This window comes from Aceticella sp. 75b-Ac (assembly GCF_056032965.2).
Map to the genome: position 1 here is coordinate 1,784,100 of NZ_CM190971.1, position 26,458 is coordinate 1,810,557.

Annotated in this window: 28 protein-coding genes; 27 read left to right on the forward strand and 1 reads right to left on the reverse strand. The window is 36.7% G+C overall.

All coding sequences use genetic code 11. The features are described from left to right. Positions 1–29 precede the first annotated feature (29 nt). A complete protein-coding gene (gene fdhF / locus AC0LWJ_RS09180; protein WP_503031496.1) occupies positions 30–2,039 on the forward strand; it encodes a formate dehydrogenase subunit alpha in 2,010 nt (669 codons plus the stop codon). A gap of 35 nt (positions 2,040–2,074) precedes the next feature. On the opposite strand, the gene AC0LWJ_RS09185 is transcribed toward fdhF, so the two are convergent. Then, complete coding sequence (locus tag AC0LWJ_RS09185) at positions 2,075–3,304, reverse strand: molybdopterin molybdotransferase MoeA (RefSeq protein WP_474239185.1); 1,230 nt, start codon at positions 3,302–3,304, stop codon at positions 2,075–2,077. Between the two features lie 217 nt (positions 3,305–3,521). On the opposite strand from AC0LWJ_RS09185, the gene mobB reads away from it, so the two are divergent. From mobB to cooS, 26 genes are all read left to right on the forward strand, one after another. Beyond that, entirely contained in the window at positions 3,522–4,178 is a 657-nt protein-coding gene (mobB, locus tag AC0LWJ_RS09190) for a molybdopterin-guanine dinucleotide biosynthesis protein B (protein ID WP_474239183.1), read from the forward strand. Positions 4,179–4,311: 133 nt separating this feature from the next. Next, the gene (locus AC0LWJ_RS09195) at positions 4,312–4,962 is read left to right on the forward strand and encodes a F0F1 ATP synthase subunit A (protein ID WP_474239187.1); all 651 of its coding nucleotides are present in this window, start codon (positions 4,312–4,314) and stop codon (positions 4,960–4,962) included. 41 nt (positions 4,963–5,003) lie between these two features. Next, on the forward strand, positions 5,004–5,225 hold the full coding sequence (gene atpE / locus AC0LWJ_RS09200; RefSeq protein ID WP_474239181.1) for an ATP synthase F0 subunit C: 222 nt from the start codon (positions 5,004–5,006) through the stop codon (positions 5,223–5,225). A gap of 24 nt (positions 5,226–5,249) precedes the next feature. After that, complete coding sequence (atpF, locus tag AC0LWJ_RS09205; protein WP_474239180.1) at positions 5,250–5,741, forward strand: F0F1 ATP synthase subunit B; 492 nt, start codon at positions 5,250–5,252, stop codon at positions 5,739–5,741. Further along, positions 5,729–6,265 (forward strand): ATP synthase F1 subunit delta, encoded by a 537-nt coding sequence (atpH, locus tag AC0LWJ_RS09210; protein ID WP_474239177.1) that lies wholly within the window; start codon positions 5,729–5,731, stop codon positions 6,263–6,265. The genes atpF and atpH overlap by 13 nt, the downstream gene beginning before the upstream one ends. A gap of 24 nt (positions 6,266–6,289) precedes the next feature. Then, positions 6,290–7,810: a F0F1 ATP synthase subunit alpha gene (gene atpA / locus AC0LWJ_RS09215; RefSeq protein WP_474239175.1), complete on the forward strand. Its 1,521-nt coding sequence runs from the start codon at positions 6,290–6,292 to the stop codon at positions 7,808–7,810. Next, the gene (gene atpG / locus AC0LWJ_RS09220) at positions 7,810–8,673 is read left to right on the forward strand and encodes an ATP synthase F1 subunit gamma (RefSeq protein WP_474239173.1); all 864 of its coding nucleotides are present in this window, start codon (positions 7,810–7,812) and stop codon (positions 8,671–8,673) included. Before atpA ends, atpG begins: the two co-directional genes overlap by 1 nt. Before the next feature lie 13 nt (positions 8,674–8,686). Further along, complete coding sequence (gene atpD, locus AC0LWJ_RS09225; RefSeq protein WP_474239171.1) at positions 8,687–10,072, forward strand: F0F1 ATP synthase subunit beta; 1,386 nt, start codon at positions 8,687–8,689, stop codon at positions 10,070–10,072. A 10-nt stretch (positions 10,073–10,082) separates the two neighbouring features. After that, positions 10,083–10,493 (forward strand): ATP synthase F1 subunit epsilon, encoded by a 411-nt coding sequence (atpC, locus tag AC0LWJ_RS09230; protein ID WP_474239170.1) that lies wholly within the window; start codon positions 10,083–10,085, stop codon positions 10,491–10,493. Positions 10,494–10,641: 148 nt separating this feature from the next. Then, complete coding sequence (locus AC0LWJ_RS09235) at positions 10,642–11,658, forward strand: cation diffusion facilitator family transporter (protein WP_474239168.1); 1,017 nt, start codon at positions 10,642–10,644, stop codon at positions 11,656–11,658. 22 nt (positions 11,659–11,680) lie between these two features. After that, positions 11,681–13,942 (forward strand): carbamoyltransferase HypF, encoded by a 2,262-nt coding sequence (hypF, locus tag AC0LWJ_RS09240; protein WP_474239166.1) that lies wholly within the window; start codon positions 11,681–11,683, stop codon positions 13,940–13,942. Positions 13,943–14,143: 201 nt separating this feature from the next. Then, positions 14,144–16,492, forward strand: coding sequence for a proton-conducting transporter transmembrane domain-containing protein (locus tag AC0LWJ_RS09245; protein WP_474239164.1), 2,349 nt, complete (start codon positions 14,144–14,146; stop codon positions 16,490–16,492). A gap of 13 nt (positions 16,493–16,505) precedes the next feature. Further along, complete coding sequence (locus AC0LWJ_RS09250; RefSeq protein ID WP_474239162.1) at positions 16,506–17,471, forward strand: respiratory chain complex I subunit 1 family protein; 966 nt, start codon at positions 16,506–16,508, stop codon at positions 17,469–17,471. Between the two features lie 14 nt (positions 17,472–17,485). Beyond that, positions 17,486–17,944 (forward strand): NADH-quinone oxidoreductase subunit B family protein, encoded by a 459-nt coding sequence (locus AC0LWJ_RS09255; protein WP_284679975.1) that lies wholly within the window; start codon positions 17,486–17,488, stop codon positions 17,942–17,944. Between the two features lie 22 nt (positions 17,945–17,966). Then, positions 17,967–18,494, forward strand: coding sequence for a 4Fe-4S binding protein (locus AC0LWJ_RS09260; RefSeq protein ID WP_474239160.1), 528 nt, complete (start codon positions 17,967–17,969; stop codon positions 18,492–18,494). An 18-nt stretch (positions 18,495–18,512) separates the two neighbouring features. Beyond that, positions 18,513–19,004 (forward strand): 4Fe-4S dicluster domain-containing protein, encoded by a 492-nt coding sequence (locus AC0LWJ_RS09265; protein ID WP_474239158.1) that lies wholly within the window; start codon positions 18,513–18,515, stop codon positions 19,002–19,004. Between the two features lie 2 nt (positions 19,005–19,006). Further along, the gene (locus tag AC0LWJ_RS09270) at positions 19,007–19,468 is read left to right on the forward strand and encodes a hypothetical protein (protein ID WP_474239156.1); all 462 of its coding nucleotides are present in this window, start codon (positions 19,007–19,009) and stop codon (positions 19,466–19,468) included. A 13-nt stretch (positions 19,469–19,481) separates the two neighbouring features. Beyond that, positions 19,482–19,985: a hypothetical protein gene (locus AC0LWJ_RS09275; RefSeq protein WP_474239154.1), complete on the forward strand. Its 504-nt coding sequence runs from the start codon at positions 19,482–19,484 to the stop codon at positions 19,983–19,985. A 39-nt stretch (positions 19,986–20,024) separates the two neighbouring features. Then, positions 20,025–20,510 carry an NADH-quinone oxidoreductase subunit C gene (locus AC0LWJ_RS09280; RefSeq protein ID WP_474239152.1) on the forward strand — a complete coding sequence of 162 codons (486 nt, stop codon included), beginning with the start codon at positions 20,025–20,027 and terminating at the stop codon, positions 20,508–20,510. A 27-nt stretch (positions 20,511–20,537) separates the two neighbouring features. Further along, positions 20,538–21,620: a hydrogenase large subunit gene (locus AC0LWJ_RS09285; RefSeq protein ID WP_474239151.1), complete on the forward strand. Its 1,083-nt coding sequence runs from the start codon at positions 20,538–20,540 to the stop codon at positions 21,618–21,620. Positions 21,621–21,632: 12 nt separating this feature from the next. Further along, on the forward strand, positions 21,633–21,851 hold the full coding sequence (locus AC0LWJ_RS09290; RefSeq protein WP_284679968.1) for a HypC/HybG/HupF family hydrogenase formation chaperone: 219 nt from the start codon (positions 21,633–21,635) through the stop codon (positions 21,849–21,851). Beyond that, positions 21,844–22,923, forward strand: a complete 1,080-nt coding sequence (gene hypD, locus AC0LWJ_RS09295) for a hydrogenase formation protein HypD (RefSeq protein WP_474239149.1) — start codon at positions 21,844–21,846, stop codon at positions 22,921–22,923. The genes AC0LWJ_RS09290 and hypD overlap by 8 nt, the downstream gene beginning before the upstream one ends. A 65-nt stretch (positions 22,924–22,988) precedes the next feature. Further along, complete coding sequence (gene hypA, locus AC0LWJ_RS09300; protein WP_474239147.1) at positions 22,989–23,330, forward strand: hydrogenase maturation nickel metallochaperone HypA; 342 nt, start codon at positions 22,989–22,991, stop codon at positions 23,328–23,330. 1 nt (position 23,331) lies between these two features. Then, a complete protein-coding gene (hypB, locus tag AC0LWJ_RS09305; protein WP_474239145.1) occupies positions 23,332–23,991 on the forward strand; it encodes a hydrogenase nickel incorporation protein HypB in 660 nt (219 codons plus the stop codon). A gap of 129 nt (positions 23,992–24,120) precedes the next feature. Next, entirely contained in the window at positions 24,121–24,546 is a 426-nt protein-coding gene (locus tag AC0LWJ_RS09310) for a 4Fe-4S binding protein (protein ID WP_474239143.1), read from the forward strand. 25 nt (positions 24,547–24,571) lie between these two features. Next, complete coding sequence (gene cooS, locus AC0LWJ_RS09315; protein WP_474239142.1) at positions 24,572–26,458, forward strand: anaerobic carbon-monoxide dehydrogenase catalytic subunit; 1,887 nt, start codon at positions 24,572–24,574, stop codon at positions 26,456–26,458.

Consider the following 26,458-nt stretch of genomic DNA (forward strand, 5'->3'; position numbering starts at 1 on the left):
TCAATGATGCACGCCGTTTAACATCTCCTTTGATTAAAAAAGATGGCACCCTTGTCCCGGTTTCATGGGATGAGGCACTGGATTATGTTGCCGGTCGTCTTAAACAAATCAAACAGGAATCCGGACCTGATGCCTTTGCACTTTTTTCTTCAGCAAGGTCCATCAATGAGGACAATTATATGGCTCAAAAGTTTACAAGGGCGGTGATGGGTACCAATAATGTAGACCATTGTGCCCGCTTGTGACACTCTGCTACAGTCGCCGGGCTGGCGATGACACTGGGCAGCGGGGCAATGACGAATTCAATTCCTGAAATAAGTGCTTATTCAGATGTTATCTTTATAATCGGTTCAAACACGGCTGAATGCCATCCAATGATAGCCAGTCATGTATTAAAGGCTAAGGAACGGGGCGCTAAGCTTATTGTGGCAGACCCCCGTATGACGGAGATGGCTAACAAAGCAGATATTTGGTTAAGGGTACCCAGTGGGTATAATATACCCCTTATAAATGGAATGATTAATGTAATCATCAAGGAAGGTCTTGTTAAGACAGATTTTATAAAGGAGCATACCGTAGGTTTTGAAGAACTGGTTAAAGCGGTGGAGGGATACACGCCGGAGTATGTTGAAAAGCTTACAGAGATTCCTCAGAAAGATTTGGTAAAGGCAGCACGTATATATGGAAAGGCAGGAGCTGCGGTTATCCTGTATACAATGGGTATCACACAGTTCAGCCATGGAACAGGGAATGTAGTTGATTGTGCAAACTTAGCGTTAATCACCGGTAATATAGGTCGTCCCGGAACCGGTGTAGACCCTTTAAGAGGTCAGAACAATGTTCAAGGAGCTTGTGACATGGGTGCGTTACCTACTGACTTGCCGGGGTATTTAAAGGTCAACGTAGAGGAGAACCGTGCACGTTTTGAGAAGATATGGGGTGTCAAGTTACCGTCGGCTCCCGGGCTTAAAGTGACAGAGGTTCCATATGGGATATTTGAAAATCGTGTCCGTGCGCTATATGTCTTTGGAGAAAATCCTGTTATGAGCGACCCGGATTCAGACCATCTGCGCCATGCTTTTGAACATCTTGACCTCTTGGTAGTACAGGATATCTTTCTGACGGAAACCGCCCGATTGGCAGATGTGGTACTTCCTGCCGCCTGCTGGGGAGAAAAAGATGGTACCTTTGCCAATACCGAGCGTCGTGTACAGCGTGTCAGAAAAGCTGTTGATCCGCCTGGTAATGCAAAGCTTGACTGGTGGATATTCAGTAAATTAGCTGAAAAAATGGGTTATACAGGGATGAGTTATAATAATGTTGAAGAGATATGGGATGAAATACGCAGATTGGTTCCGGAAAAATTCGGAGGCATGAGTTATGAGCGGTTGGATAATAATAGAGGGCTTCAATGGCCTTGTCCGACAGAGGATCATCCGGGTACACCTTTCCTTTATAAAGGAGGAAAATTTTCAACCCCTTCAGGCAAGGCACAGATATACTCAATATTGTTTAATACGGGGAATCCTGATACAAGACTGGATTTTGAAGTTAAAGAGAATGGGAAGGTTATTATAGGAAGTATAGCTGAATTGCCTGATGAGGAATATCCGCTTGTTTTAACTACCGGAAGGAGGGTATACCATTATCATACAGGTACTATGACACGCAAATCTCCGATTTTGAATCAAATGGGTCCTCAGGAACAGGTGGAGGTTAATCCTCAAGATGCTGCAAGACTTGGAATTAATGATGGAGATTTTATAAAGATATCCACAAGGCGTGGTTATGTAGCGTCACGTGCTTGGAAAACAGAAAGGGTACCAAAAGGTACAATCTTTATGACCTTCCATTACTGGGAGGCTTGCAGTAATGAGCTTACAAATACGGTTTGTGATCCTATTTGTGGCATACCTGAATACAAGGTAGGAGCTGCAAAAATTGAAAAAATAACTCCGTCTGAGGCACAAGCTATTTTGGAAGAGAAAAAAGAAAAATATCAGGTTGAAAAAGAAAAATTATATATTCATTGCAGATAAATAAAGATTATCCTGCCTTAAAGGCAGGATAATCTTTATAAAAGCTCAATTTCTACTTCTTCTCCGCTTAACAGTCCTTCTTTGTTTGCAGGGATTTTTACAAATCCATCAGCCTTAGACATTAAAGATATAAGTCCGGATTTTCCGAGCAATGGATTGGCTATAAGGATTTCTTTAGAAGGAGTCAGACTGACCATAACATATTCTTCTTTTCCATGATTTGACGGATAATTTTGTCCCCATACAGCCTTTATCTTATAAACCATCTGTTTTTCTTTTTTTAAGATTATATCTAAGAAAGGCAATACAAGGCGTTTTAATATAACAAGGGCTGAAACAGGATGACCCGGCATACCCCAAATAGCCTTATCTCCAACCTTTGCAATAATTGTTGGCTTGCCGGGTTTAACAGATAGACCATGCGTTATGATTCCGGGTTTACCGAGAGAATTGATGACATCGACGGTTACATCCTTTGTGCCTACAGAACTGCCGCCGGATATAATTACAAAATCAACATCCGGCAAAATTTTTGTTATTTTATGTTTTAAATCTTCAAACCTATCTTTTGCATAGCTATGCCCTATAATATTTGCACCTGCTTTTTTTAGTTCCGACAACATTGTATATGTATTTATATCATTGACCTGTCCTATACGGAGGTTTTCTGTAGGAGATACTATTTCATCGCCTGTTGATATTATGTAACCCCTTGGTTTTCTGAAAACTTCAACTGAACTTTTCCCGATAGCTGCTAAAGCGCCAATATCCTGAGGCTTCAAAAGATGACCTATTTTAAAAAGGATATCATTCTTTTTTATATCATCACCCTTTAAAATAACGTTTTGATTTGGTGAAACGGGTTTTAATACATTAAGTGTTATGTCATCTAATTTTTCTGTGTATTCCAACATAACAACGGCATCAGAACCTGAAGGCAACATTCCGCCTGTAGGGACATATGCACATTGCCCGTTTTCAATAAAAAGTTTTGTTTCTTCCCCCATATTTACTTCACCGATTATTTCAAGAAAAGCAGGAAGAGATTCGGAACAGCCGAAGGTATCAATTGCTTTTAAGGCATATCCGTCAACCGTTGAGCGATTGAATTGGGGGACATCGATTTTTGATATTATATCAGAAGCCAAAATCCTTCCTTCTGCTGTATCAAGAAGAAGGTTTTCTGTGCTTAGTTTAAATCCATCAAAATGTTCTTTTAAAAGTTCTAAAACCTTATCAACCGGTTTAACCTTAAACATTTCCATTTAACCACATCCTTTAACTGTAATAGACGTTTTTTCAAATTAACTATTGTATTTAATTATAACATATTTTTTTTGCCTGTTAAACGCTAACGGATATTTTACAGCAATTGTCATGACAAACAAAAAACTCTACATAAAAAATTATTGAGTTTTCTTCTTTCTATATATATAATATAAATAAAGTAAAAAAATATGAAAAAAATCGAAGAAATGGGTGATGAACTTGAAAGCGTTTGCGGTATCAGGCAAAAAGAATTCAGGGAAGACGACAACGGTTGAGAACATAATTAAAGAACTTAGGAATCAAAATTATACAGTAGGCTCTGTAAAAGATATTCATGATAACGTGGATTTTGATAAAGAAGGGAGCGATACAGATCGACATAAAAAAGCCGGAGCCCAGTTGGTAACTGCCAGAGGTGTTGTGGAAACAGACGTAATGTTTCAAAGAAGGCTTGAACTCGATGAAATTTTGAATTTTTACAGTTATGATTATGTGGTTCTTGAAGGTTTTAAAAGTTTTTCACTGCCAAAAATATTATGTGCGAAAAGCCTTGAAGAGATTGATGAATTGATGGATGAAGACGTTTTTGCTGTTTCCGGGCGTATTGCAGAAAAGATAGAAGAATATAAGGGTTGTCCTGTAATAAATTCTATAGATGATGTTGAAAAACTTGTACAACTGATTAAAGATAAGGTTGGAGATTGGAGCAAAGATATGTCGGATTATCAATTAACCTTATCTATTGGAGGAAAGGATATAGCTATGCTTCCATTTGTACAAAATATTTTGCTTCACGGCATAACAGGTATGTTATCTCAGCTAAAAGGATATACACAAAAGGGGGATATTGTGATAAAAATAAGGCGATAAAAAGGGGGATGTTTAACGAAAATTGTTATATTATTAGCAAAATTAAAAATAAAAAAATCATTTGCATTTTGCATTTTTCAATGTTATAATATATACTGCCGGACTAATAGAGAAAGGGGTGATATATGTGGAAATGAGCCAGCCGGTATTGTTTACGATACCATTGTTTTCTGGTATACCTGTATCAAGGACGGTTGTTGTGACATGGATTATCATGGCTGTAATCATACTGTTTTCCTTGATTTCAACGAGGAATTGGAAAACAGTACCAACAGGCATACAGAATTTTATGGAAATGGTTATTGACGGGATTAATTCTTTTGCGAAGGGATTGTTAGGAAGTCATTGGAAAACATTTACCCCATATCTTGGTACAATAGCACTTTATCTTTTTGTGGCTAATACCATCGGTATTTTTGGGATTACGCCGCCGACAAGCGATTTGAGTACGACAGCAGCAATGGCGGTTATGTCTGTAGCAATTGTTATTTTTGCATCAATAAAAGCAAAAGGCATCATTGGTTATACTAAGTCCTTCTTTGAACCATTGCCTATTATATTTCCCATGAAAATAATTGAAGTATTTGCAAGAGTCCTGTCACTGGCAGCTCGGTTATTCGGTAATATATTTGCGGCATTCATAATAATGGAGATTGTTAAACAAATTGTTTGTATCATATTACCGGCGGTATGTAGCTTGTATTTTGATTTATTTGACGGTATCTTGCAAATGGTGGTATTTGTATTTTTAACCACCCTGTATTTACATGAAGCAGTAGAATGAAATTTAAAATATCATAAATGTAGAAAAGGAGAGGTATACTTATGAATTTATTAGCTATAGGAATTGGAATGGCAACAATGGCATGTTTAGGTGCAGGTCTTGGATTAGGATTTGCAACAGGAAAGGCAGTTGAAGCTGTATCAAGACAGCCGGAGGCGCATGGAAGCATTATGCAGTTATTGTTATTAGGTGGTGCATTATGTGAGGCAACTGCAATTTATGGTTTACTTGCAGCATTAATGATGATCTTTAAAATTAAGTAATAAATTAAGAAAGAAGGGTAAGGTTTGGGCATAATAGACGGTAGTACCTTTATATGGACAATTGTAAACCTGGTAGTACTGTACCTGATATTAAGACTAATTTTATTTAAGCCTGCGACAAATTTCTTGGAGGCAAGGTCAGAAAAGATAAAAAATTCTCTTGAAGAAGCAGATATGAAATTACATGAAGCATATGATTTAAAATCAAAATATGAAAACATTTTGAAAAATGCTGATATGGAAGGCAAGGAGATAATAGCAAAATTAGAAAAGTATGCAAATGAAAAAGCAGATAAAATCATTGAAAATGCAAATATTGAAGCAAACACAATAATTGAAAAGGCAAAAGAAGAAGCAGAGCTTGAGAAGATTAAGGCAATGCATGACCTAAGAGTAGAATTGTCTCACCTTATCGTGGCAGCTGCATCACGTGCACTTGAAAGCAATGTAAATATAGATGATGATAAGATAATAAATGAAGTTATTAAGGAGGCAGGTGCATCATGGCACAGGTAGTTGCAAAAAGGTATGCACGAGCTCTTTTTAATATCGCAAAAGAAAATGATGCTTTTGAAAAATATGTCGAAGAATTGAAAAATCTTGATAAGATACTTCATTGCAAGGAAGTGTACAGGATAGTAGCGAATAGAAGCATTCCAATCAAAGATAAAATAGATTTAATAGATGCATTAATAGGTAACAAGTTTGACGTCAATGTTGTAAATTTTATTAAATTAGTAATTTCAAAACACAGGGAGTCTATTTTAGACGAAATAATTTATGAATTTATAGCCATGTGTAAGGAATACTATGGAATAGTAGATGTGGAACTGGTATCGGTACATGAACTAAATGATGCTGTAATTGAAAAAATTAAAAATAATCTTGAATTAAATCTTGGCAAAAAAGTAAATATATATTGTAAATTAGATCCTTCCATAATCGGGGGCTTAAAAATTATTATCGGCAACAGGGTTATTGACGGTTCAGTTAAAGGAAGGTTAAATAATCTTATGAAGTATTTAGAAGAAGCAATGTAATTTTGATTCATAGAGGGTGAATATATGATATTAAAACCGGAAGAAATAAGTTCTGTATTAGAAAAAAAGATAAAAAACTTCGAGTATAAGCTTGAGACTCAAGACATTGGGCATGTAATAATATCCGGTGACGGTATTGCAAAGGTATATGGACTTGATAGTGCTATATACGGAGAAATGGTAGAATTTGAAAATGGGGTTTACGGAATGGTGTTGAACCTTGAGGAAGATAGTGTTGGTGTTGTTATACTTGGTGACCCCTCAGATGTTAAAGAAGGAAGTACAGTAAAAAGGACTGGAAGAGTTGTTGAAGTACCTGTTGGTGATGGCATGCTTGGGAGGGTTGTAAATTCCTTAGGTCAACCAATAGATGGCAAAGGACCAATAAACGGTGAAGTTACAAGACCTATAGAATATCCTGCTCCACCAATTATAAAGAGGCAGCCTGTTGATACGCCTTTACAGACTGGAATACTTGCAATTGATGCAATGATTCCGATAGGCAGGGGGCAGAGGGAACTTATAATTGGTGACAGGCAGACAGGTAAAACAGCTATAGCAATTGATACAATACTCAATCAAAAGAAAGAAAATGTATATTGTATATATGTTGCAATTGGACAGAAGGCATCAACAATTGCAGGTATTGTAAATATACTTGAGAAACATGGGGCTATGGAATATACGACTGTTGTTGCATCAACTGCAAGTGATTCTGCTGCATTGCAATATATTGCACCATATGCGGGATGCGCTATGGCAGAGCATTTTATGTATGACCATAAAGATGTGCTTATTGTTTATGATGACCTTTCAAAACACGCTATAGCATACAGAACTCTTTCGCTCTTGTTGAGAAGACCGCCGGGCAGGGAAGCATTTCCGGGTGATGTTTTTTACCTTCATTCAAGGCTTCTTGAGCGTGCTGCAAGGTTATCAGATGATTTTGGCGGAGGCTCTATAACTGCGCTTCCCATAATAGAAACCCTTGCTGGAGATATTTCGGCATATATACCAACAAATGTAATATCAATAACAGATGGACAGATATACTTAGAATCTGAGTTATTCTATTCGGGTATTAGGCCGGCTATTAATGTTGGGTTATCGGTATCTCGTGTTGGTGGTGCTGCACAAAGGAAAGTGATGAAAAAAGTATCAGGGAAATTAAGGCTGGAACTTTCCCAGTACAGAGAACTTGAGGTATTTGCACAGTTTGGTTCAGACCTTGACAAGGCAACACTGGATTTATTGGAGCAAGGCAAGAGAATAATTGAGATGACAAAACAGGCGCAATATATGCCTATGACTGTTGAAGATCAAATAATAACGATTTTTACTGTCATGAATAAATATATGACAGATGTGCCTGTTGAAAAAATAAAAGGATATTTAAAGGAGCTTTTAGAATTTATCGATTTAAATCATCCAGAAATAAAGAAAATGATAAGAGAAAATGATAAAATGGATGATGAATTGACCGGCAAATTAAAGGCTGCTATTGAAGAATATTTCCAAAAATTCGCATCAAAGGGTGTTGAATAATGGGTAAAAGAGATATACAGCTTAGGATAAAAAGCGTTAAAGAAACAAGAAAAATAACAAGGGCAATGAAACTTATTTCTGCAGCAAAATTTAGAAAAGCCAAAGTTATGCTGGACAATGTAAGGCCATTTTATGAAAGAATACAGTTAACAATGAAGGATATTTTAAAGCATAGCGGCGAGGTATCATCACATTATTTTAAAAATCAACATGAAACAAAAGAAGAAAGAAAAAAAACATTGATTTTAATAACGGGTGATAAGGAGTTATGCGGTAGTTATAATCACAATGTCATAAAAACGGCTGAAGGCTTTATTGATAATAATACCGGCAAACTTATGGTAATAGGTGAAGTTGGAAGAAGTTATTTCAAATCCAAAAAATATGATGTTGATTTGGATTTTAACTATAATGTACAAGACCCGACAACGGAAGATGCAGAAGAAATTTCTAATTTGCTTATTAATATGTACAATAAGGGCTTAACAGATGATATATTTGTTATTTTCACAGAAATGAAGGGACTAAGCCAAGTTGTACGAACGGTTAAGATACTTCCTTTGGAGCAAAAAAATTTTGGTGATGCTGCCAAAGAAGATAATAAGGTATTAAGTGATATGATATATGAACCGTCACCTATAGAAGTTTTTGATTTGCTTGTACCACAATATATAAAAGGGTTGATTTTTAGTATGATGATTGAATCTTTTGCATCAGAGCAATTTTCAAGGATGGTTGCTATGGATGGTGCGACATCAAATGCAGATAAAATGATTGGAAAATTAGTACTGAAATATAACCGTATTAGACAGGCATCAATTACACAGGAGATTTCTGAAATTATTGCAGGTTCGTCTGTTTAAAGGAGATGTTAAATTGAACAAGGGATATATTACACAAATAATCGGACCGGTAGTTGATATAAGGTTTGAAAAAAATCTTCCTCCGGTCAATAATGCAATAAAAATACCATTTGAAAATAAAGAAGTCATTGTGGAGGTTGCTCAACACGCAGGAGATAATACAGTAAGATGTGTTGCAATGTCATCAACTGATGGATTGAAACGAGGGATGGAGTGCATTGATACAGAAGGACCAATAACAGTTCCAGTTGGCAGAGCTACCCTCGGAAGGATGTTTAATGTGCTTGGACAGACAATGGATGAGCTGGGGGATGTAAAAGCCGAAAAATACATGTCTATTCACAGAAATGCACCAAGCTTTGAAGAGCAAAGCCCTGTTACGGGAATACTTGAAACAGGTATAAAGGTTATAGACTTGCTCACACCCTATGCAAAAGGTGGAAAAATAGGGCTGTTTGGCGGTGCAGGTGTTGGAAAAACAGTTCTTATCATGGAATTAATCCGTAATGTTGCGACTGAGCATGGTGGTTATTCAATTTTTACAGGTGTTGGTGAAAGAAGCCGTGAAGGTAATGATTTATGGCGTGAGATGCACGAATCAGGGGTTATAGATAAAACCGCATTTGTTTTTGGACAGATGAATGAACCGCCAGGTGCAAGGATGAGAGTAGGACTTGCAGGGTTGACTATGGCTGAGCATTTTAGGGATGAAGAGCATCAGGATGTGTTGCTATTTATAGATAACATATTCAGATTTATTCAGGCGGGCTCAGAAGTATCTGCACTTCTCGGCAGGATGCCATCTGCCGTTGGTTACCAGCCTACGCTTGCAACTGAATTGGGGGCACTGCAAGAGAGGATAACCTCTACGAAAAGTGGATCAATAACATCAGTACAGGCTGTTTATGTTCCGGCTGATGACCTTACAGACCCGGCTCCTGCAACAACATTTACCCATCTCGATGCTACAACAGTACTTTCAAGAAGTATTGCAGAAATGGGTATTTATCCGGCTGTTGACCCTCTTGATTCTACATCAAGGATATTGCAACCCGGTATAATAGGTGAAGATCATTACAAAACAGCCAGAAAAGTACAGGAAGTGCTGCAAAAATACAAAGAATTGCAGGATATTATTGCAATACTTGGTATGGATGAATTATCAGAGGAAGATAAGCTGATAGTATACAGAGCAAGAAAAATACAGAGATTCTTATCGCAGCCTTTCTTTGTAGCTGAAACATTTACAGGTACGCCTGGTAAGTATGTTCCTTTGAAAGAAACAATAGAAGGTTTTAAAAAGATTGTAAATGGTGAAATGGATGAAATACCTGAATCGGCATTCTTTATGGTAGGGAATATTGACGAAGTTTATAAAAAAGCTGAACAGATGAAATGAGGTGGCAGTTATGAAGAAATTTCACCTCGAAGTATTAACATTGTATAGGAAGTTCTATGACGGGGAAGTTGATGAAATAGTTATATCAACAAGTGTCGGTAAAATCGGTATTCTTGCGGGTCATGTACCAATGGTAGCGGATGTTGCCATCGGTACAATAAAGATAAAAGTAGATGACAAATGGAAAGAAGCGTTTGTTTCAAGCGGATTTATGGAAGTACAGCGTGATAAGGTTACAGTGTTTGTAGAATCAGCCGAATGGCCAGAAGAGATAGACATATTACGTGCTAAAAGAGCAAAGGAAAGGGCACAGAAAAAAATAAAAGAGAAACTGAGCCGTCGTGAATATATATTAGCAAGAGCAGCATTACGGCGTGCCCTTGTAAGGATGAATATAGCAGAGAAAAATAAAGATATTTAAAAAAAGTACGCAATAAATTGAGTACTTTTTTTATAAAATTTAATATTATGTTTAATAATTACTTTCTTAATGATATAATTAAAATATGAAAAAATATGGTTTCATATTCTTTATTAGTATAAATAAATTTAAAAAGGAGATGGTATAAATGGATAATAAGCATGCAAATCATGAATCCGAGGTTCATCATCATAATAATGGTCACAGTCATACACACGGGGTTGTTGATCCTTGGGTTTTTACATCCCAAAGGGGTATATGGGCTGTAAAATGGGCTTTTGTGATATTGATTATCACAGCTTTATTTCAGATTGTTGTTGCTTACATATCGGGCAGTGTTGCATTGCTGGCAGATACAGTTCATAATATAGGTGATGCGGCAACAGCTCTTCCATTATGGATAGCTTTTACGGTTGCCCAATGGAAACCTAACAGAAGGTTTACCTATGGTTATGGGAAGGTTGAAGATTTGGCTGGAGTTGCTGTAGTGCTGATGATTTTAGCCAGTGCTGTTGTAGCAATTTATGAATCTGTTGACAGTTTTTTTCATCCTCGTCCTATAGAACATCTTTGGGCTGTTATAGCGGCGGCACTTATAGGTTTTCTTGGCAATGAGATAGTAGCAATATTTCGTATGAAGGTTGGCAGAGAGATTGGAAGCGCTGCTCTTATTGCAGACGGTTACCATGCTCGTATAGATGGACTTACAAGTTTGTCAGTGCTTCTGGGTGTAGTAGGTGTATGGATGGGTTATCCTATATTGGATTCCTTAGTTGGTTTTATTATTTCTCTTGTTATTTTAAGGATTGTATGGGAATCAGGCAAATCCGTCTTTGTTCGCATGATAGATGGAGTGGATGTAAAAATAACTGATGAGATTCTTCATGGGGTTAAGCATGTTGAAGGGGTTAAAGATGTTACTGAGGTACGTGTCCGCTGGCTTGGTCATAGGCTCCATGCTGAGGTAAACATAACAGTCGAGCCTGATATTTCTGTAAAAGAAGGTCATGAGATTGCGAAAGAAGTTAGACACCAACTTTTACATCACCTGAAATATCTTTCAAATGCGATGATACACATTGATCCTGTAGGTGAATCAGGGGAGGAAAGCCATGCTTTTATTAATCATACCCATGATGGGTTGTCAGAACATTCACATTTTTGATAGAATTTAAAGGGTGATAAAATTGGAAGAAACGATGAGGGATGATATAAAAAGAGTAGCAATAAAGGTGAAGGGTATAGTTCAAGGGGTGGGTTTTCGCCCTTTTGTTTTTAGCCAAGCCGTTAAATACAATTTAAATGGTCTTGTGTTAAATAGTTCATCTGGTGTCTATATTGAACTGGAGGGTAAGGAAAAGGATATTGCAGCTTTTATTAAGGTTTTAAAGAATGAACCTCCTATTCTTGCAAAGATTGATAAAATAGAAATTCAGAAATTGGATTATAAAGGCTATGATAAATTCAGCATAGTAATGAGCAAAGAAGATGATGGAGTTATCTCGGTATCGCCTGATATGGGTACCTGTGAGGACTGCTTGAGGGAAATGAGGGATAAAAAGGATAGAAGATACGGTTATCCCTTTATTAATTGCACCAATTGTGGTCCAAGATTTACTATCATTAAGGATATTCCTTACGACAGGGATAAGACCTCTATGTCGATTTTCCCTATGTGCAGTGAATGTAAAAAAGAGTATGAAGATCCCCTAAATAGGAGATTTCATGCTCAGCCTGTAGCATGTTTTCAATGTGGTCCATCCCTTGCTTTTATTGGGGAGGAGATGGGAAAGGATGAGATAGAAAAGGCTGCCAAACTCTTGAAAAAGGGAAAAATCCTTGCAATAAAAGGATTGGGAGGCTTTCATTTATCAGTTAATGCCTTAAATGAGGAAGCTGTAAGGCTTTTAAGAAAACGAAAGAATAGATATGGTAAACCTCTTGCTGTTATGATGAAAGATATAGAACAGATAAATGAATATTGCTTTATAATGGAAGAAGAAAAAAAACTTCTTGAGAGCCCTAAGAAGCCTATTCTGCTTTTGAGGAAAAAAAACCTCAATCTTGCAAAGAGCATATCCGATAATTTGAATCGGGTAGGTGTTCTGCTTCCTTATACTCCACTGCATTATCTTCTTATGGATATGATTGATTTTCCTGTTGTGATGACAAGCGGTAATTTTAGTGAAGAGCCTTTGTGCAAGGACAATGAGGATGCGTTGAATAAGCTTTCTTCAATTGCAGATGGGTTTTTGCTGCATGATAGAGATATTATGAACAGAATTGATGATACTGTTACATCCTTTGTTGGAGGAAGAGAAAGAATAATTAGAAGAGCAAGGGGGTATGCACCACAGCCTTTGATTTGCCATAAAACTATGGAAAGTATTTTGGCTTGCGGTTCTTTTTATAAAAATACATTTTGCTTAACAAGAGATAATTACGCTTTTTTAAGTCATCATATTGGAGACCTTGATAATGATAAAACTTACAATTATTACAAAGAGGAGATAGAGAAGTATAAAAAACTTTTTAAAATTGAACCTAAGATTGTTGCATATGACATGCATCCCGGGTATGTTTCAACCTTGTATGGGAAAAATCTTAATCTTCCCCATATAGCTGTTCAGCACCATCATGCACATATTGCAAGTTGTATGGCAGAGTATGGTATAGATGAAAAAGTTATAGGTGTGGCTTATGATGGAACAGGTTATGGAGAAGATGGCAAACTTTGGGGAGCAGAGTTTATGATTGCAGATTTTAAAAGGTATAAACGAGTCGGTCATTTGAATTATGTATCTTTGCCCGGTGGTGAATTGGCGATTAAAAAGATTTACAGGGTTGCTCTTGGATATATATATAAGGATATCAAGAATTATAAGGAGTTTTTAAGTAGATTTGACAAATATGAAATTGATTTGATTTTAAAACAGATTGAAAGGGGTATAAATACTCCAAAAGCTTCAAGTATGGGAAGGCTTTTTGATGCTGCAGCATCTCTAATAGATATAGAAGATGAAGTGCTTTATGAAGGACAGGCAGCTATGGAGATGGAAAGCATAATAGAAGAAGATAAGAGTTATTATGATTTTGAAATTATTTCTGAAGAGGGCAGTTATATAATTAATACAGAGGGTATTTTTCATGGGCTTTTTGAAGATTATAGAAGGAAGGTAAGGAAAGGGATTATTGCTGCGAGATTTCATAATTCTGTAATAAAGTTTACAATCGAAATGGTAAAAAAGCTGCATTATAAATATAAGATAAACAAGGTCGTATTAAGCGGTGGAAGTTTTCAAAATGTTTATTTATTAGAGAACATTATAAATATACTGTCAGGTTTAGGCTTTGAAGTATTTTCAAATAGTTTAGTTCCTTGCAATGATGGAGGAATTTCCTTAGGACAGGCTTTTATTGCAAATGAAATAAGGCAGATTAAGAAATGATTTTGAAAAATACTCCTTGTGAAAAAATAATCTTTCATTGACATTGATATATAAAAATACTATAATACGAATGTACTTAATATTGAAAAAAATGATGAATACTAACTGGAAGGAGGTATTTATGGGCGGTAATATTTTTTTAAATTTTAAAGTAAAGGATTGCAAGTCTTTCTAAAATTTAAATCGTAAGGGGGTAATTAGATGGCAACATTCTCTCCGGCAATATTGATATTGTGTATGCTATGGGCTTTTTTATTCGACTTAGTAGCATTATTCCAAAAAAACATAAGGAAAATGCTGGTTTTTTCAGCTATTGCGGGTTTTGGCTTTATTGCAGCAGGTTATTTTCTTAAAGATGCCGGTAGATTTCTGGGAACACAGGAATTGGTCAATTATATTATTATGCGTAGCTTGATGTTTTTGACAATTGGAAGTATGGCAGGCTCATCAAAGTATATTGATGATTTAAAGGGGAGAGGTACGGTATTAAAAGGTCAGGGAATTTTATATACCCTTGCTGTTTTAGCTGTACTTGGAGTTTCACCTATTAAAAGTTTGACAGTAAGACCTGACATATTTTACAGCATGATAAAAGATGGTGGTTTGGTAGCGGCAGTAATAGGATTTTTAGCGGTGATTATGGAGTTCTGTTATTTATTAAGAAGTGTGCAAAAAATCATGTTTGCTCCATATGAAGATAAAAATATTAAGCTTAAAAATAATTTTTTAAGCTATTTGGTGGGACTTATGGCTGTGGCTGCCTGCGTTTTTAATGCAGATGTGCAAAGCTATATTGCAAATATTATTGGGACAAAGGCAGAATCCATATCAGGTACATGGCCTATGGTTATTGTTATCTTGGCAGTTTCTGCTTTTGTAGTATATGCAGCGACGAAACTCAATAAGATATTTGGCGGAATTTTAGCTGTTGCAGCAACAGCATATGCTGCATTTTATGCCACAACGGCGTATCTATCGAATACTTCCTCAATAATACATCTTATAGGAACTTTAATGCTTTGGCTAATAGTTCTTGTTGTTGTTTACATGATTGATTCAATAGAAAAAGATAAGATTGCAGGGTTGTTCTTTTTTACTATTTATTTAAGTGCATCAATAGTTGGGCTTATTACTGCGGCAAGTTCAATGGAATTTTACGAATTCTGGGAATTGCTGACAATATCATCATATTTTATGGCGGTGATAGTTTCAACAAAAGAGGCAAGGAAAGCGGCATTAACATATTTGTTAGCGGCGGTTTCTGCCGGTTATGCAATGTTTATTGGGTTTGCAATTTTAAGCAGTAACGCAGGAAGTTTTGAATTCGATAAAATAAGGGAATTTACAGGAACAATCCCCATTTCTATAGGAATAGCTGCGGTTCTTGCTATAATTGTGGGACTTGGCTTAAAAGCAGAACTTTTTCCACTTTATGGATGGGTTCCGGGATTGTATAAAAGTGCTGATTCTTCAGTCTCTGCACTTTTTGCAGGTGTAATGAGTAAAGCCGGCGTTATAGGCTTAATAATAGTCCTGTATGTTCTTTTAAAAGGCTTTGCAGGAGCTAATGATATTTACATGATTGTAGCTTGGCTTGGTGCTCTAACGATGCTTTTTGGAACAATGAGAGCCTTGATGGAGGATGATGCAAAAAGACTTCTGGCATACTGTTCGATCAGTCAGATGGGATATGTGATTACAGGCTTGGCTATCGGAAGCTCACTTGGATTTGCAGCCGGGATGTACCATGCAGTAAACCATATGATGTTTAAAACATTGTTATTCCTTTGTATTGGGGCTGTAGTTATAAGAACAGGAACATCTGACATGAATAAACTTGGAGGTTTAGCGAAAAAAATGCCTGTAACGACAGGAGCTGTAGTGATAGGTGCTTTTTCAGCAGCAGGTATACCTCTTTTCTCTGGTTTTGCCTCTAAGTGGATGATTTACCAAGCACTTATTTCAGAGCATAATATCAACTATGTGGTTATAGGTGTAATATCAATGATTGCCAGTACAGGTACAATACTTTATATGTTAAAATTTATTCATTCAATATTCTTTGGAAGATTACCTGAAAATTTGCAGGATGTAAAAGAAATTGGATGGTTGATGCAGTGTACAATGCTTATATTATCACTTGTTAATATTGTACTTGGCGTGGTACCCGGGGTTATTTTAAAACCAATATCTGACGGAATGGCTGAGGTTGGTCTAAAGGGTATTTCTGAAAGCATATTCAGTATAACAGGGGTACTTGAAACCTATAAAACAAACTGGCTTATCTTTGTACTTGTGGTGTTGGGGGCAGTTGCGCTTTTCTTTATCGCTATAACACCCAAAAGAGGTATTCCAAGAAAAACTGTTCCGGTTTTTGCTGGGGGAGATGAAGCAAAATACAATAATATAACAAATAGTGAAATGCAGATTTCAGGTGTGAATATATTTGACAGTATAGTTTATATAATGAAAGAATTCTTTAATGCATGGTCATTTATTAAAAGGATTTTTTCACCTATAGGCAAATTATTAAATAGTGGTGAAAATTGAAGGAGGGATTCGGATGTTAATGGAAATCTTAACTAAATTATTAAATGTGCTGATTTTTCCCGGATTCCTGTATACAGCATTGGTTGGTTTATTGTTTTACGGGATTCATATGAAAATTATGGCAAAAATACAAAGAAGGATAGGTCCTCCGGTATCGCAGCCGTATAAAGATTTTGCCAAATTAATGCTAAAGAATACCTTGGAAATAGAGGGAGCAACAAACTGGCTTTTCAAGTTAGCACCTTTTATTATGATTGCTGCAATTGTTGCATCAATGATGTTCATTCCTGTCGGTATGCCTGCGGCTTTAGCAGGAGCCGGTGGAATTATTGTACTGCTCTATTTAATTGCTGCATCAGCGATAGGAGTTATACTTGGGGGTTCTGCTTCATCGTCACCTTATTCAGTTGTTGGGGCTTCCAGAGAGCTTGCTTTGATGCTTTCTTATGATATATCTCTGATTATTGTTTTTATTACGGTTGCTCTAAAAACAGGAATAGGTTTAAATACAACCGTTGCATTTTCCTTTGATGATATAGTTAAATATCAATTGGCACATGGTGCTTTTATTACCAATTGGGTTATGATACCTGCTTTTCTTGCAATAATGATGATAATACCTGCGAATCTTGGATTGCCGCCGTTTGATGTGGTAGAGGCTGAAACGGAGATTGCAGGGGGACCAATGGTTGAATATTCAGGGAAAAATCTTGGATATTTTTATCTGGCAAATACAATGAAAATAGTGGTATTAACATCAGTAATTGTTGCATTGTTTATACCTTCACCAATTACTGGAAATGTTTATTTAAATGTAATTTGTTTTACAATTAAAGCATGGCTTGTGTATTTCATCGGTGGGACACTCGTTGCTGCTGTAACGGGAAGAAGAAGGATTGATCAAGCTGTAAGATTTTATTTGACAGTTCCTCTTAGTCTTTCTCTTTTAAGCTTTATACTTGTTTTAGCAGGTTTTTAAAGGAGGTGTGTATATTGAGTATTATTAAGGAGAAGTTAGCAAATCTTGCAGCAGGTTCTCCCTGGGTTTATCGAATAAACACAGGCTCATGTAATGCTTGCGATGTTGAAGTGGCTACGACGGTTTTGTGTCCTAGATATGACCTGTCAAGGTTTGGAGTAAGAATAGCCGGAAGCCCCAAACATGCTGATATCGTCGTAATCACAGGACCTGTTACTGAAAGATGCAAAGGAGCCGTTTTAAGAATACTTGAGCAGGTTCCTGAACCAAGGGTTATCTTAACGATAGGAAACTGTCCTGCCTCAGGCAATGTTTATCAAGGCAGTTATTCCTTAGCAGGACCGGTTAGTGAGATAATTCCTGTTGATGTAAGTGTTCTTGGCTGTCCGCCAAGTCCTTGGGCTATAATAGACGGTGTGGTTAAGGCAAAAGAAATATGGAAGAAAAAGCTTGGGGAGATTGTAAACAAATAAGTTATAGAAAAGAGGGGTGAAAATGTTAAAGACACTTGGAGCAGTTTTGGCAGCTTTAAAAAAAGGAAGAGCCACGGTAAATTATCCCTTTGAATCTGTTGAGGCACCGAAAGATTACAGGGGTAGAGTGGAATATGATTTTACAAAGTGTATTGGATGTGGCACCTGTAAATTTGTCTGCGGAGGTAAAGCTATAAAGATAGATGAATACAAAGACCATTTTGACTATATATTATGGGATGCAGCTTGTACCAGATGCGGAATGTGTGTAGAGTTTTGCCCGACAGGGGCTTTAACTATGACAGAAAATCTTCATAATGCTATTTCAGGTGAAGATATTATAAAAAGAATTTTTTACAGTAATATACCTTATGAACGCTGCGAAATATGTAAGAAATACATTAAACCTCTTCCTGGAGTTGTATATCAGGAGATATTAAAAGGTAATAATGATGCCTTTAAAGAAAATTCTCATATCTGCCCTGACTGCAGGAGAAAACTTCAGGCAGGAAAATTATTTAAAGATATGAACAATTTAGCGTATAAATAATCAAAGGGGGTAAATTAAATGTCAAAAAAAGTATTATTTGAACCTAATATTTGTGTAGGCTGTGAAGAATGTGTAAGGGCATGTGCAAGATGGCATGAAGGAGAAACAAATGCTTATGTTGAGCAGATGGGAATCTACAATATTCCTATGAGGTGTATGCACTGCGCTGATGCGCCGTGTGTAGCGATTTGCCCGGTCAAAGCAATTTCAATCAATAAAGATGGTGTTGTACTTGTTGATAAGAGTAAATGTATTGGCTGCGGAAGCTGTTTGCTGGTTTGTCCTTTTGGTATACCTAGGATTGACACTTCTGCAAAGATAATGAGAAAATGCGACCTATGTATCGACAGGGTAAAAGATGGTATGGAACCAGCCTGTGTGCAGTTTTGTAGCGTAGGTGCATTAAAATTTGTTGACCCAGAAGAAGTTGAAAAGAAAAGAAGAGAAAGAGCTGCTCTAAAGCTTAACGACCTTCAAAATCAAGCTAACATTGTTAGGGAGGTGAAATAACAATGATAAAATCAAGACTTTTACCTATGGATAAAATACTTTCTCAGCTGGATAAAAGTGACAGGATAGCAATTATTGCCTGTAACGATTGTGCCAGAGTCAGCGGCGTTGGAGGAAGAGAAAAAGCTGAGGAGATGGAAGAAAAATTAAGAAGTGAAGGGTACAATGTTGTAAGTATATGCGACTTAGTAGTTGCCTGCAATGATGCGTATTATGCAGATGCAAATATTAATCCTGCCGCAAATACCATTATCATGTTAAGTTGTGCTTCCGGTGAAAGACTTGCAAGGAGATTGTTTAAGGATAAAAAAGTTGTAACAGCAACAGAATTAATAAGCGGCATAATTGTATCACCGTCAACGGGAAGATATAAATTAGTAGGTGCTTTTACTGGAAAAGAAGATTTTGAGGGTAAAGAATATAAATATTATACAGATACTGCATTTAAAGATACAAAGTTATAAAGGAGGAAGAGATATGGAGATTGTTGTTAGAACGAAAACCTATGAAGAGCTAAAGGAATGGTTAAAACCCGATGACAAAATAGTTCTTATGAGCTGTAATGTATGTGTTAAAGGCTGTGGACTCGGTGGTAAAAGAATACTTGAAAGGCTGCAGAAAAAATTAGAGAAAGACGGCTATAAGGTAATTTTCAGTGAATTAGCAGGATTTACATGCAACAGAGATATTCTGGAAGACATGAAAACGAGTCCTGTTACGAAAAAATATTTTGATGAAGCAACAGCAATAATTCCTATAGCGTGTCACGATGGAATCGAAAATGTTGAACATGTTTTTAATGATAAAAGAATATTCCATGGATTCAAGTCTTTGGGTGTTGGATCTATTTCTCTAAAAGAAGGAGTAAAATTAGAGGTGCCCTTTGATGCAAGTCTTATAGAAAAGCTTGGCATCGGTGATGATGGGATACTAATAAAGGATGCAGCTCAAAAGCTTGGCTATTATACAGGAGGGTTTTAAAGGAAGATAAAAAAAGTCTTCAATAAAAGAGGTGATTAAATGTATCCGAATATTAAAGAAGGACTATCAAGGATTCTGGGAAAAGAAGTCGATGTAATTGAAAATAAAGGCAGCAATTGGGCGATTTTAGAAGATGTTTCAAAAATACGTGATGTTGCAAAATGGATTAAATCGGTACCGGGTCGGTGTATGACTATTGCTCCTTTGATGAGGGGCGAAGAAAAAGAACTTGTATACAGTTTTGATTTTTATGAAGGACCGATATTTAATCTGAAGGTAAAATTAAAAGAAGATGGAATCGATTCGATTAATGACATATTAAAAAGTGCATTTTTTACAGAAATGGAATTATCAGAAACATGGGAGGTTCCTTTTAAGAACCTGCCTGAGATGCGCTGGGGAAGATGGATTGTTGACGACGGCATTGAGAAGGGTATATTATATGCCGGATTATCCGAGACTATGAGTCCAGAAACTGAAACAAAAATGTGGGAAAAAATAAGAAAGAATATTAAAGAAAGTTGAAAAAGATAAAGAAAGAAGGTGAAATTAATGGCAAGATATGCATTACCTATAGGACCGATTCACCCAGCCTTAGATGAGCCCCTGTATTTTCGATTTGAGATGGAAGGGGAGACGGTCAAAAATACTGAACTTATGTTTGGACATGTTCATAGAGGTATGGAGAAAATCGCCTTAACAAATACACTTTCACAGAATGTTATACTCTGTGAAAGAACCTGTGGTCTCTGTTCAAGCAATCATGCTTTATCATATTGCAGAGTTATGGAAGCCATAGGAAATATAAAGGTGCCGGAAAGGGCACAATATTTGAGGGTTATAAATGATGAATTAAAAAGAATAACTTCCCATGCATTTGCTGTTGCCCTTATTGCACATGTAATAGGATTTGATACGGTATTTTTATATGCCTTCCAAGAAAGAGAGAAAATGATGGATTTACTTGAAGCCTTTGTTGGCAACCGCTTTCACACAAGTATAAATCTCATTGGTGGTGTAAAAAGAGATTTATCAGATGACCTTGCTAAAAAAATGTACGATGAGTTGGAAGCCTTTAAACCGGTTTGGGAAAAAATAGGTGAAATATATGCGACAGATCAAAGTATTTTAGAAAGAACAAAAGGTGTTGGCATACTCACAAAAGAAAAGGCTATTGAATACGGTGTAGCCGGACCTGTAGTAAGGGGTTCGGGTGTGGCTGTTGATATAAGGAAACAGGAGCCATATGCAGCCTATGGAGAATTGGATTTTAATTTGATAACAGAAACCGGCGGAGATGTTTATTCAAGGGTATTTGTTAGAATTAGGGAACTTATGGAAAGTATCAAAATAATTCAGCAGTGTATTAAAAAAATGCCGCCAGGGGATATTAATTCTGGATTTTATTCCAGGATACCGGCGGGAGAAGCCATTGTAAGGTCTGAAGCCCCAAGGGGTGAAATAGTATATTATGGGAGGACAAATGGTACTGAAAAACCGGTACTTGTAAAATGGAGGACACCTTCCCTTGTAAACTTACCTTCGCTGGTAGAAATGTTTAAAGGAGCAAAGGTGGCAGATATACCTGTTATAGTTGCAGGAATTGACCCGTGTCTTTCATGTACTGAACGATAGAAGGTGAAGAAAATGTGTCTTGCTGTTCCAATGAAGGTTTTAAAGATAGAAAATAACAAGGCTGTTGTAGAATTAGAAGGTATAACAAGAAAAGCAAGGGTTGATTTAATACCTGACCTGAAGGTAGGAGATTATGTAATTGTTCATGCAGGTTTTGCAATTGAAAAGATTGATGAAAAGATGGCAAAAGAGGTACAGGAAGTTTTTAGGGAGATAGAGGAATATGAATAATGCTATTGATAATCAAGAACTTTCAGAGAGGTTAATAAAGAACATTAAAAATATGAAATTTGATAGAAAGATCAATATAATGGAAGTCTGTGGAAGTCATACAATGGCTATCGCAAAGTATGGATTAAAGGGAATACTTCCGGAAGAAATAAAACTGCTGTCAGGACCGGGCTGCCCAGTTTGTGTGACTGCTTCAAGCAGGATAGATGCTATATATCGTCTTGCGATGGGGAAAAAAGTTGTTATTGCTACCTATGGAGATATGATAAGGGTTCCCGGCAGCAGTCCGGATATTTCTTTAAGAAATGCAAAAAGTTTCGGAGCAAGGATTAAAATCGTATATTCTGCTGAAGATGCTTTGGATTACGCCAAGAAATATCCTGATGAAGAAGTAGTCTTTATTGGAATAGGTTTTGAGACAACATCACCTACTGCAGCATTGATAATCAAGGATGCAAAGAGAGAAAATATAAAAAATATTTCCATTCTTTCTCTCCATAAGGTTGTGGAACCGGTAATGCGTTTTCTTCTTGAACAGCCAGATATAAAGCTTGACGGCTTTTTATGTCCCGGTCATGTAGCAACAATAATCGGGGCTAAGGGCTTTGGCTTTATATCAAGGGATTATGGTAAAGTTGGAATTATAACAGGCTTTGAACCTCTTGACATAATTGAAGCACTGTATATGATATTGACAAAATTGAAAAAAGGTGAAAGCAGTATAGAAAATCAGTATGCAAGATGTGTGAATTATTCAGGCAATAAGGCTGCTGTTAATGTAATAAAAGAAGTCTTCGAACCCTGTGATGATGTATGGCGTGGAATAGGCAACATAACAAATAGCGGACTTAAAATAAGAGAAGAATATAGAAATTGGGATGCGGAAGCTAAGTTTGATTTAACTTATGAAAAGGAAAAACCGACAGCATGTAAGTGTGGAGAGGTGTTAAAGGGTAAGATATCTCCATATCAGTGTCCATTGTTTAAAAAGATTTGCAATCCTGATAATCCGGTTGGACCCTGTATGGTTTCATCAGAAGGCAGTTGTGCAGCAGCATACAAATATAACTGAAGATAATTTTGGATATATGGTATAAAATTTATTTTAAGGAAGAAAATACTTAGGGGATAATTTTAATGCATGAATTAAGTATAAGTGAAAATATATTATATATTGTTGAAAATGAAGCACATAAGCATAATTTAAAAAGAATAAAAGAAATCAAAATAAAAACGGGGGAAATTTCTGATATAATACCGGAAAATCTTGAATACTGTTTTGAGATAATTAGCAAAGGTACTGTTGCAGAAGGGGCTAAAATTATTGTGGAAAAACTACCTATAAAAATTTTGTGCCTTGATTGTGGGAAGGAATTTACAATTAAGAAAAATAACTTACAATGTCCTGAATGCAACAGTAAAAACCTTAAAATTATCGGGGGAAACGAATTTTTTATTGAAAGTATGGAGGCGGAATAGGATGGAAATCAAAGTACTTAGAAATATTTTTGAAAGCAATATCAAACAAAGTGATGAATTGAAGAAGATTTTTAAAAATAAAGGAACATATGTTGTAAATATAATGGGTTCGCCGGGTGCAGGGAAAACCAGCGTAATAGTAGAACTCATAAAAAAGCTGAAAGACGAATTAAAAATAGGAGTTATAGAGGCAGATTGTGAGGGGAAAATAGATGCTGAAAAAATAAATAGCCTCGGTATACCTGTTGTTCAACTTAATTCAGGTGGTGCATGTCATATAGAAGCTGCTTCTGTTGATAAAGCAATGAATAATTTTGAAAACTGGGCATTTGATTTAATCTTAATAGAAAACATTGGCAATCTTGTCTGCCCTTCCGATTTTGAAATTGGTGAAGACCTTCGCATGGTGGTTTTAAGTATACCTGAGGGGGACGATAAGGTTGCAAAATATCCCAAAATGTTTTACACATGTGATGTTATGGTTATTAGCAAGTTTGATGTTAAAGACTATTTTAATTATAACATGCAAAGGGTTTTAACAGATGTCCAGCGGGTCAATCCCAAAATGGAGGTTTTTCCGGTATCGTGTACGACAGGTTACGGTATTGATAAGCTTTCAAAATTGATAAAAGATAAGGTATTTGAAAAAAAATTAAGTTGAATTTTTTTAAAACATATGTTAAAATAAGTATAAGGTTAAGTGACTACATGTTTTAAGCATTAAAAACATTTTCAATAATATGATAAGCATAAGTGTGTATGAAGAATCATTTTAAAGGAGGGATATGCAGTGAAAAAGATTAACTTTAAAAAAGAGCTTTGTATGGCATGCCACAACTGTGAGCTGGGATGTGCTACTGTACACTCAAAAGGCAAATCATTGATTTCAGTCATGGAAGAAAATGTTATGCCAAGGATCCATATTATTTACAATGAAAAAAAGAGTTCTATTGTAGCTGAACAGTGCAAGCAGTGTAAAAAGCCCAAGTGTGTTGAAGCGTGCCCTGTTGGAGCCCTTTCACAAAATGAAGAAGGAATGATAGTAGTTGATTTTGAAAAATGTACTGGGTGTGGAGAGTGTGAGAAGGCTTGTCCCTTTAATGCAATCAGAATTAGGGAGAAGTGTATAAAATGTGACCTTTGTGAAGGTGTTTCTGACATACCTGCATGTGTTATGTATTGTCCTGCTGGTGCTTTGACATATAAAGAATCTTGAAAATTATTAAAAGGAGGAGTCAATTATGGAAGATAGCAGAACTATGGAAACTGCAACAATGAAAATGATTGAAAAAGCCAAGAAAGATAATGTAGAAACTGCATGGGACAGGGCAGAGAAAATGAAACCCCAGTGTGGATTCGGGGAAACAGGTGTATGCTGCCGTATTTGTACAATGGGACCCTGCAGGATTGACCTTGTAGGAGATGGACCGAAAAGGGGTGTATGCGGTGCTGATGCTGATACTATAGTCGCAAGGAATCTCATAAGAATGATTGCTGCAGGAGCTGCTACGCACTCAGACCATGGAAGGGATATTGCCCATACACTTTTAATGGCTGCAGAAGGTTCAGACTATGAGGTTAAGGAACCTGAAAAGTTGATTGCTGTGGCAAAGGTTTTTGGTATTGAAACAGAGGGTAAGGACATTAAAGAGATTGCAAAAGAAACAGCCATAAAGGCATTAGAAGATTTTGGAAGATATGAGGGATTGACAGTATATCCTTGTACAGCGAATGAAAAAAGAAAAAAGATCTGGGAGAAAAACGATGTATGGCCACGTTCAATTGATAGAGAGATTGTACAGATAATGCACCAGACACATATGGGTGTTGATGCAGATTATGTAAACCTTATACAGCAAGGTGTAAGAGCCTCCCTTGGTGATGGCTGGGGCGGTTCAATGATAGCAACTGAAATAAGCGATGTGCTTTTTGGTCTGCCTAAACCGATTGAAACAGAGGCTAACCTTGGTGTTCTTGAAAAAAATATGGTAAATATTGTTGCACATGGACATGAGCCGACACTTTCAGATATGATTGTACAGGCTTCTCAGGACAATGAGCTTTTGGAAAGAGCAAAAGCGGTTGGAGCAGAAGGCATTAATGTAGTTGGAATGTGCTGCACAGGTAATGAGATTGTCATGAGGCATGGCACAAGAATGGCAGGAAATTTCCTACAGCAGGAAGCTGCTATTGTAACGGGAGCAGTTGATGCTATGATTGTTGATGTACAGTGTATAATGCCCTCAGTTACACAGGTTGCATCATGCTATCATACAAAGGTTATTACTACATCACCGAAGGCAAAGATACCTGGGGCAATTCATATTCAGTTTGATGAAAAGCATGCATATGAGATTGCAAAAAAGATAATCCTTGAAGGTGTTGAAAACTTTAAGAATAGAATACCTGAAAAGGTGCATATTCCTGAAGAAAAAAGCCAAGCAATTGTAGGTTTCAGTGTAGAGAGCATAGTAAAGGGACTTGACAAGGTTGTTATTGCATCGGCACAGCCTACAGGAACAGTAAAGCCTCTTGTAGATTGTATTGTTTCAGGTGTTTTAAGAGGAGCAGCCGGTGTTGTTGGTTGCAATAACCATAAAGTGAAGCATAATTATGGACACGTTGAACTGATAAAAGACCTTATAAAGCATGATGTAATAGTTGTTGTAACAGGTTGTACAGCTTATGCCTGTGCTGAAGCAGGTCTTATGAAACCTGAGGCAAAGGAATTATGCGGACCTGGACTCAAGACAGTTTGTGAACTTGTAGGTATTCCTCCGGTACTTCATATGGGTTCATGTGTTGATTGCAGCAGAATATTGATTTTATTGAATGAAGTTGCTAAGTATCTCAATCTTGATATAAGCGATCTTCCTGCTGCAGGTGCTGCGCCGGAATGGATGTCAGAAAAAGCGGTTTCAATAGGAACCTACTTTGTAACATCAGGGGTTTATACGGTTCTTGGTGTATGCCCACCTGTACTTGGTTCTAAGAATGTAACAAAACTGCTTACAGAAGATGTTGAAGGTATTTATGGAGGTAAGTTTGCTGTTGAACCTGATCCTCATAAAGCTGCACAGCTTATGATAGATCATATCGAGGCTAAGAGGAAGGCTCTGGGGATCTAA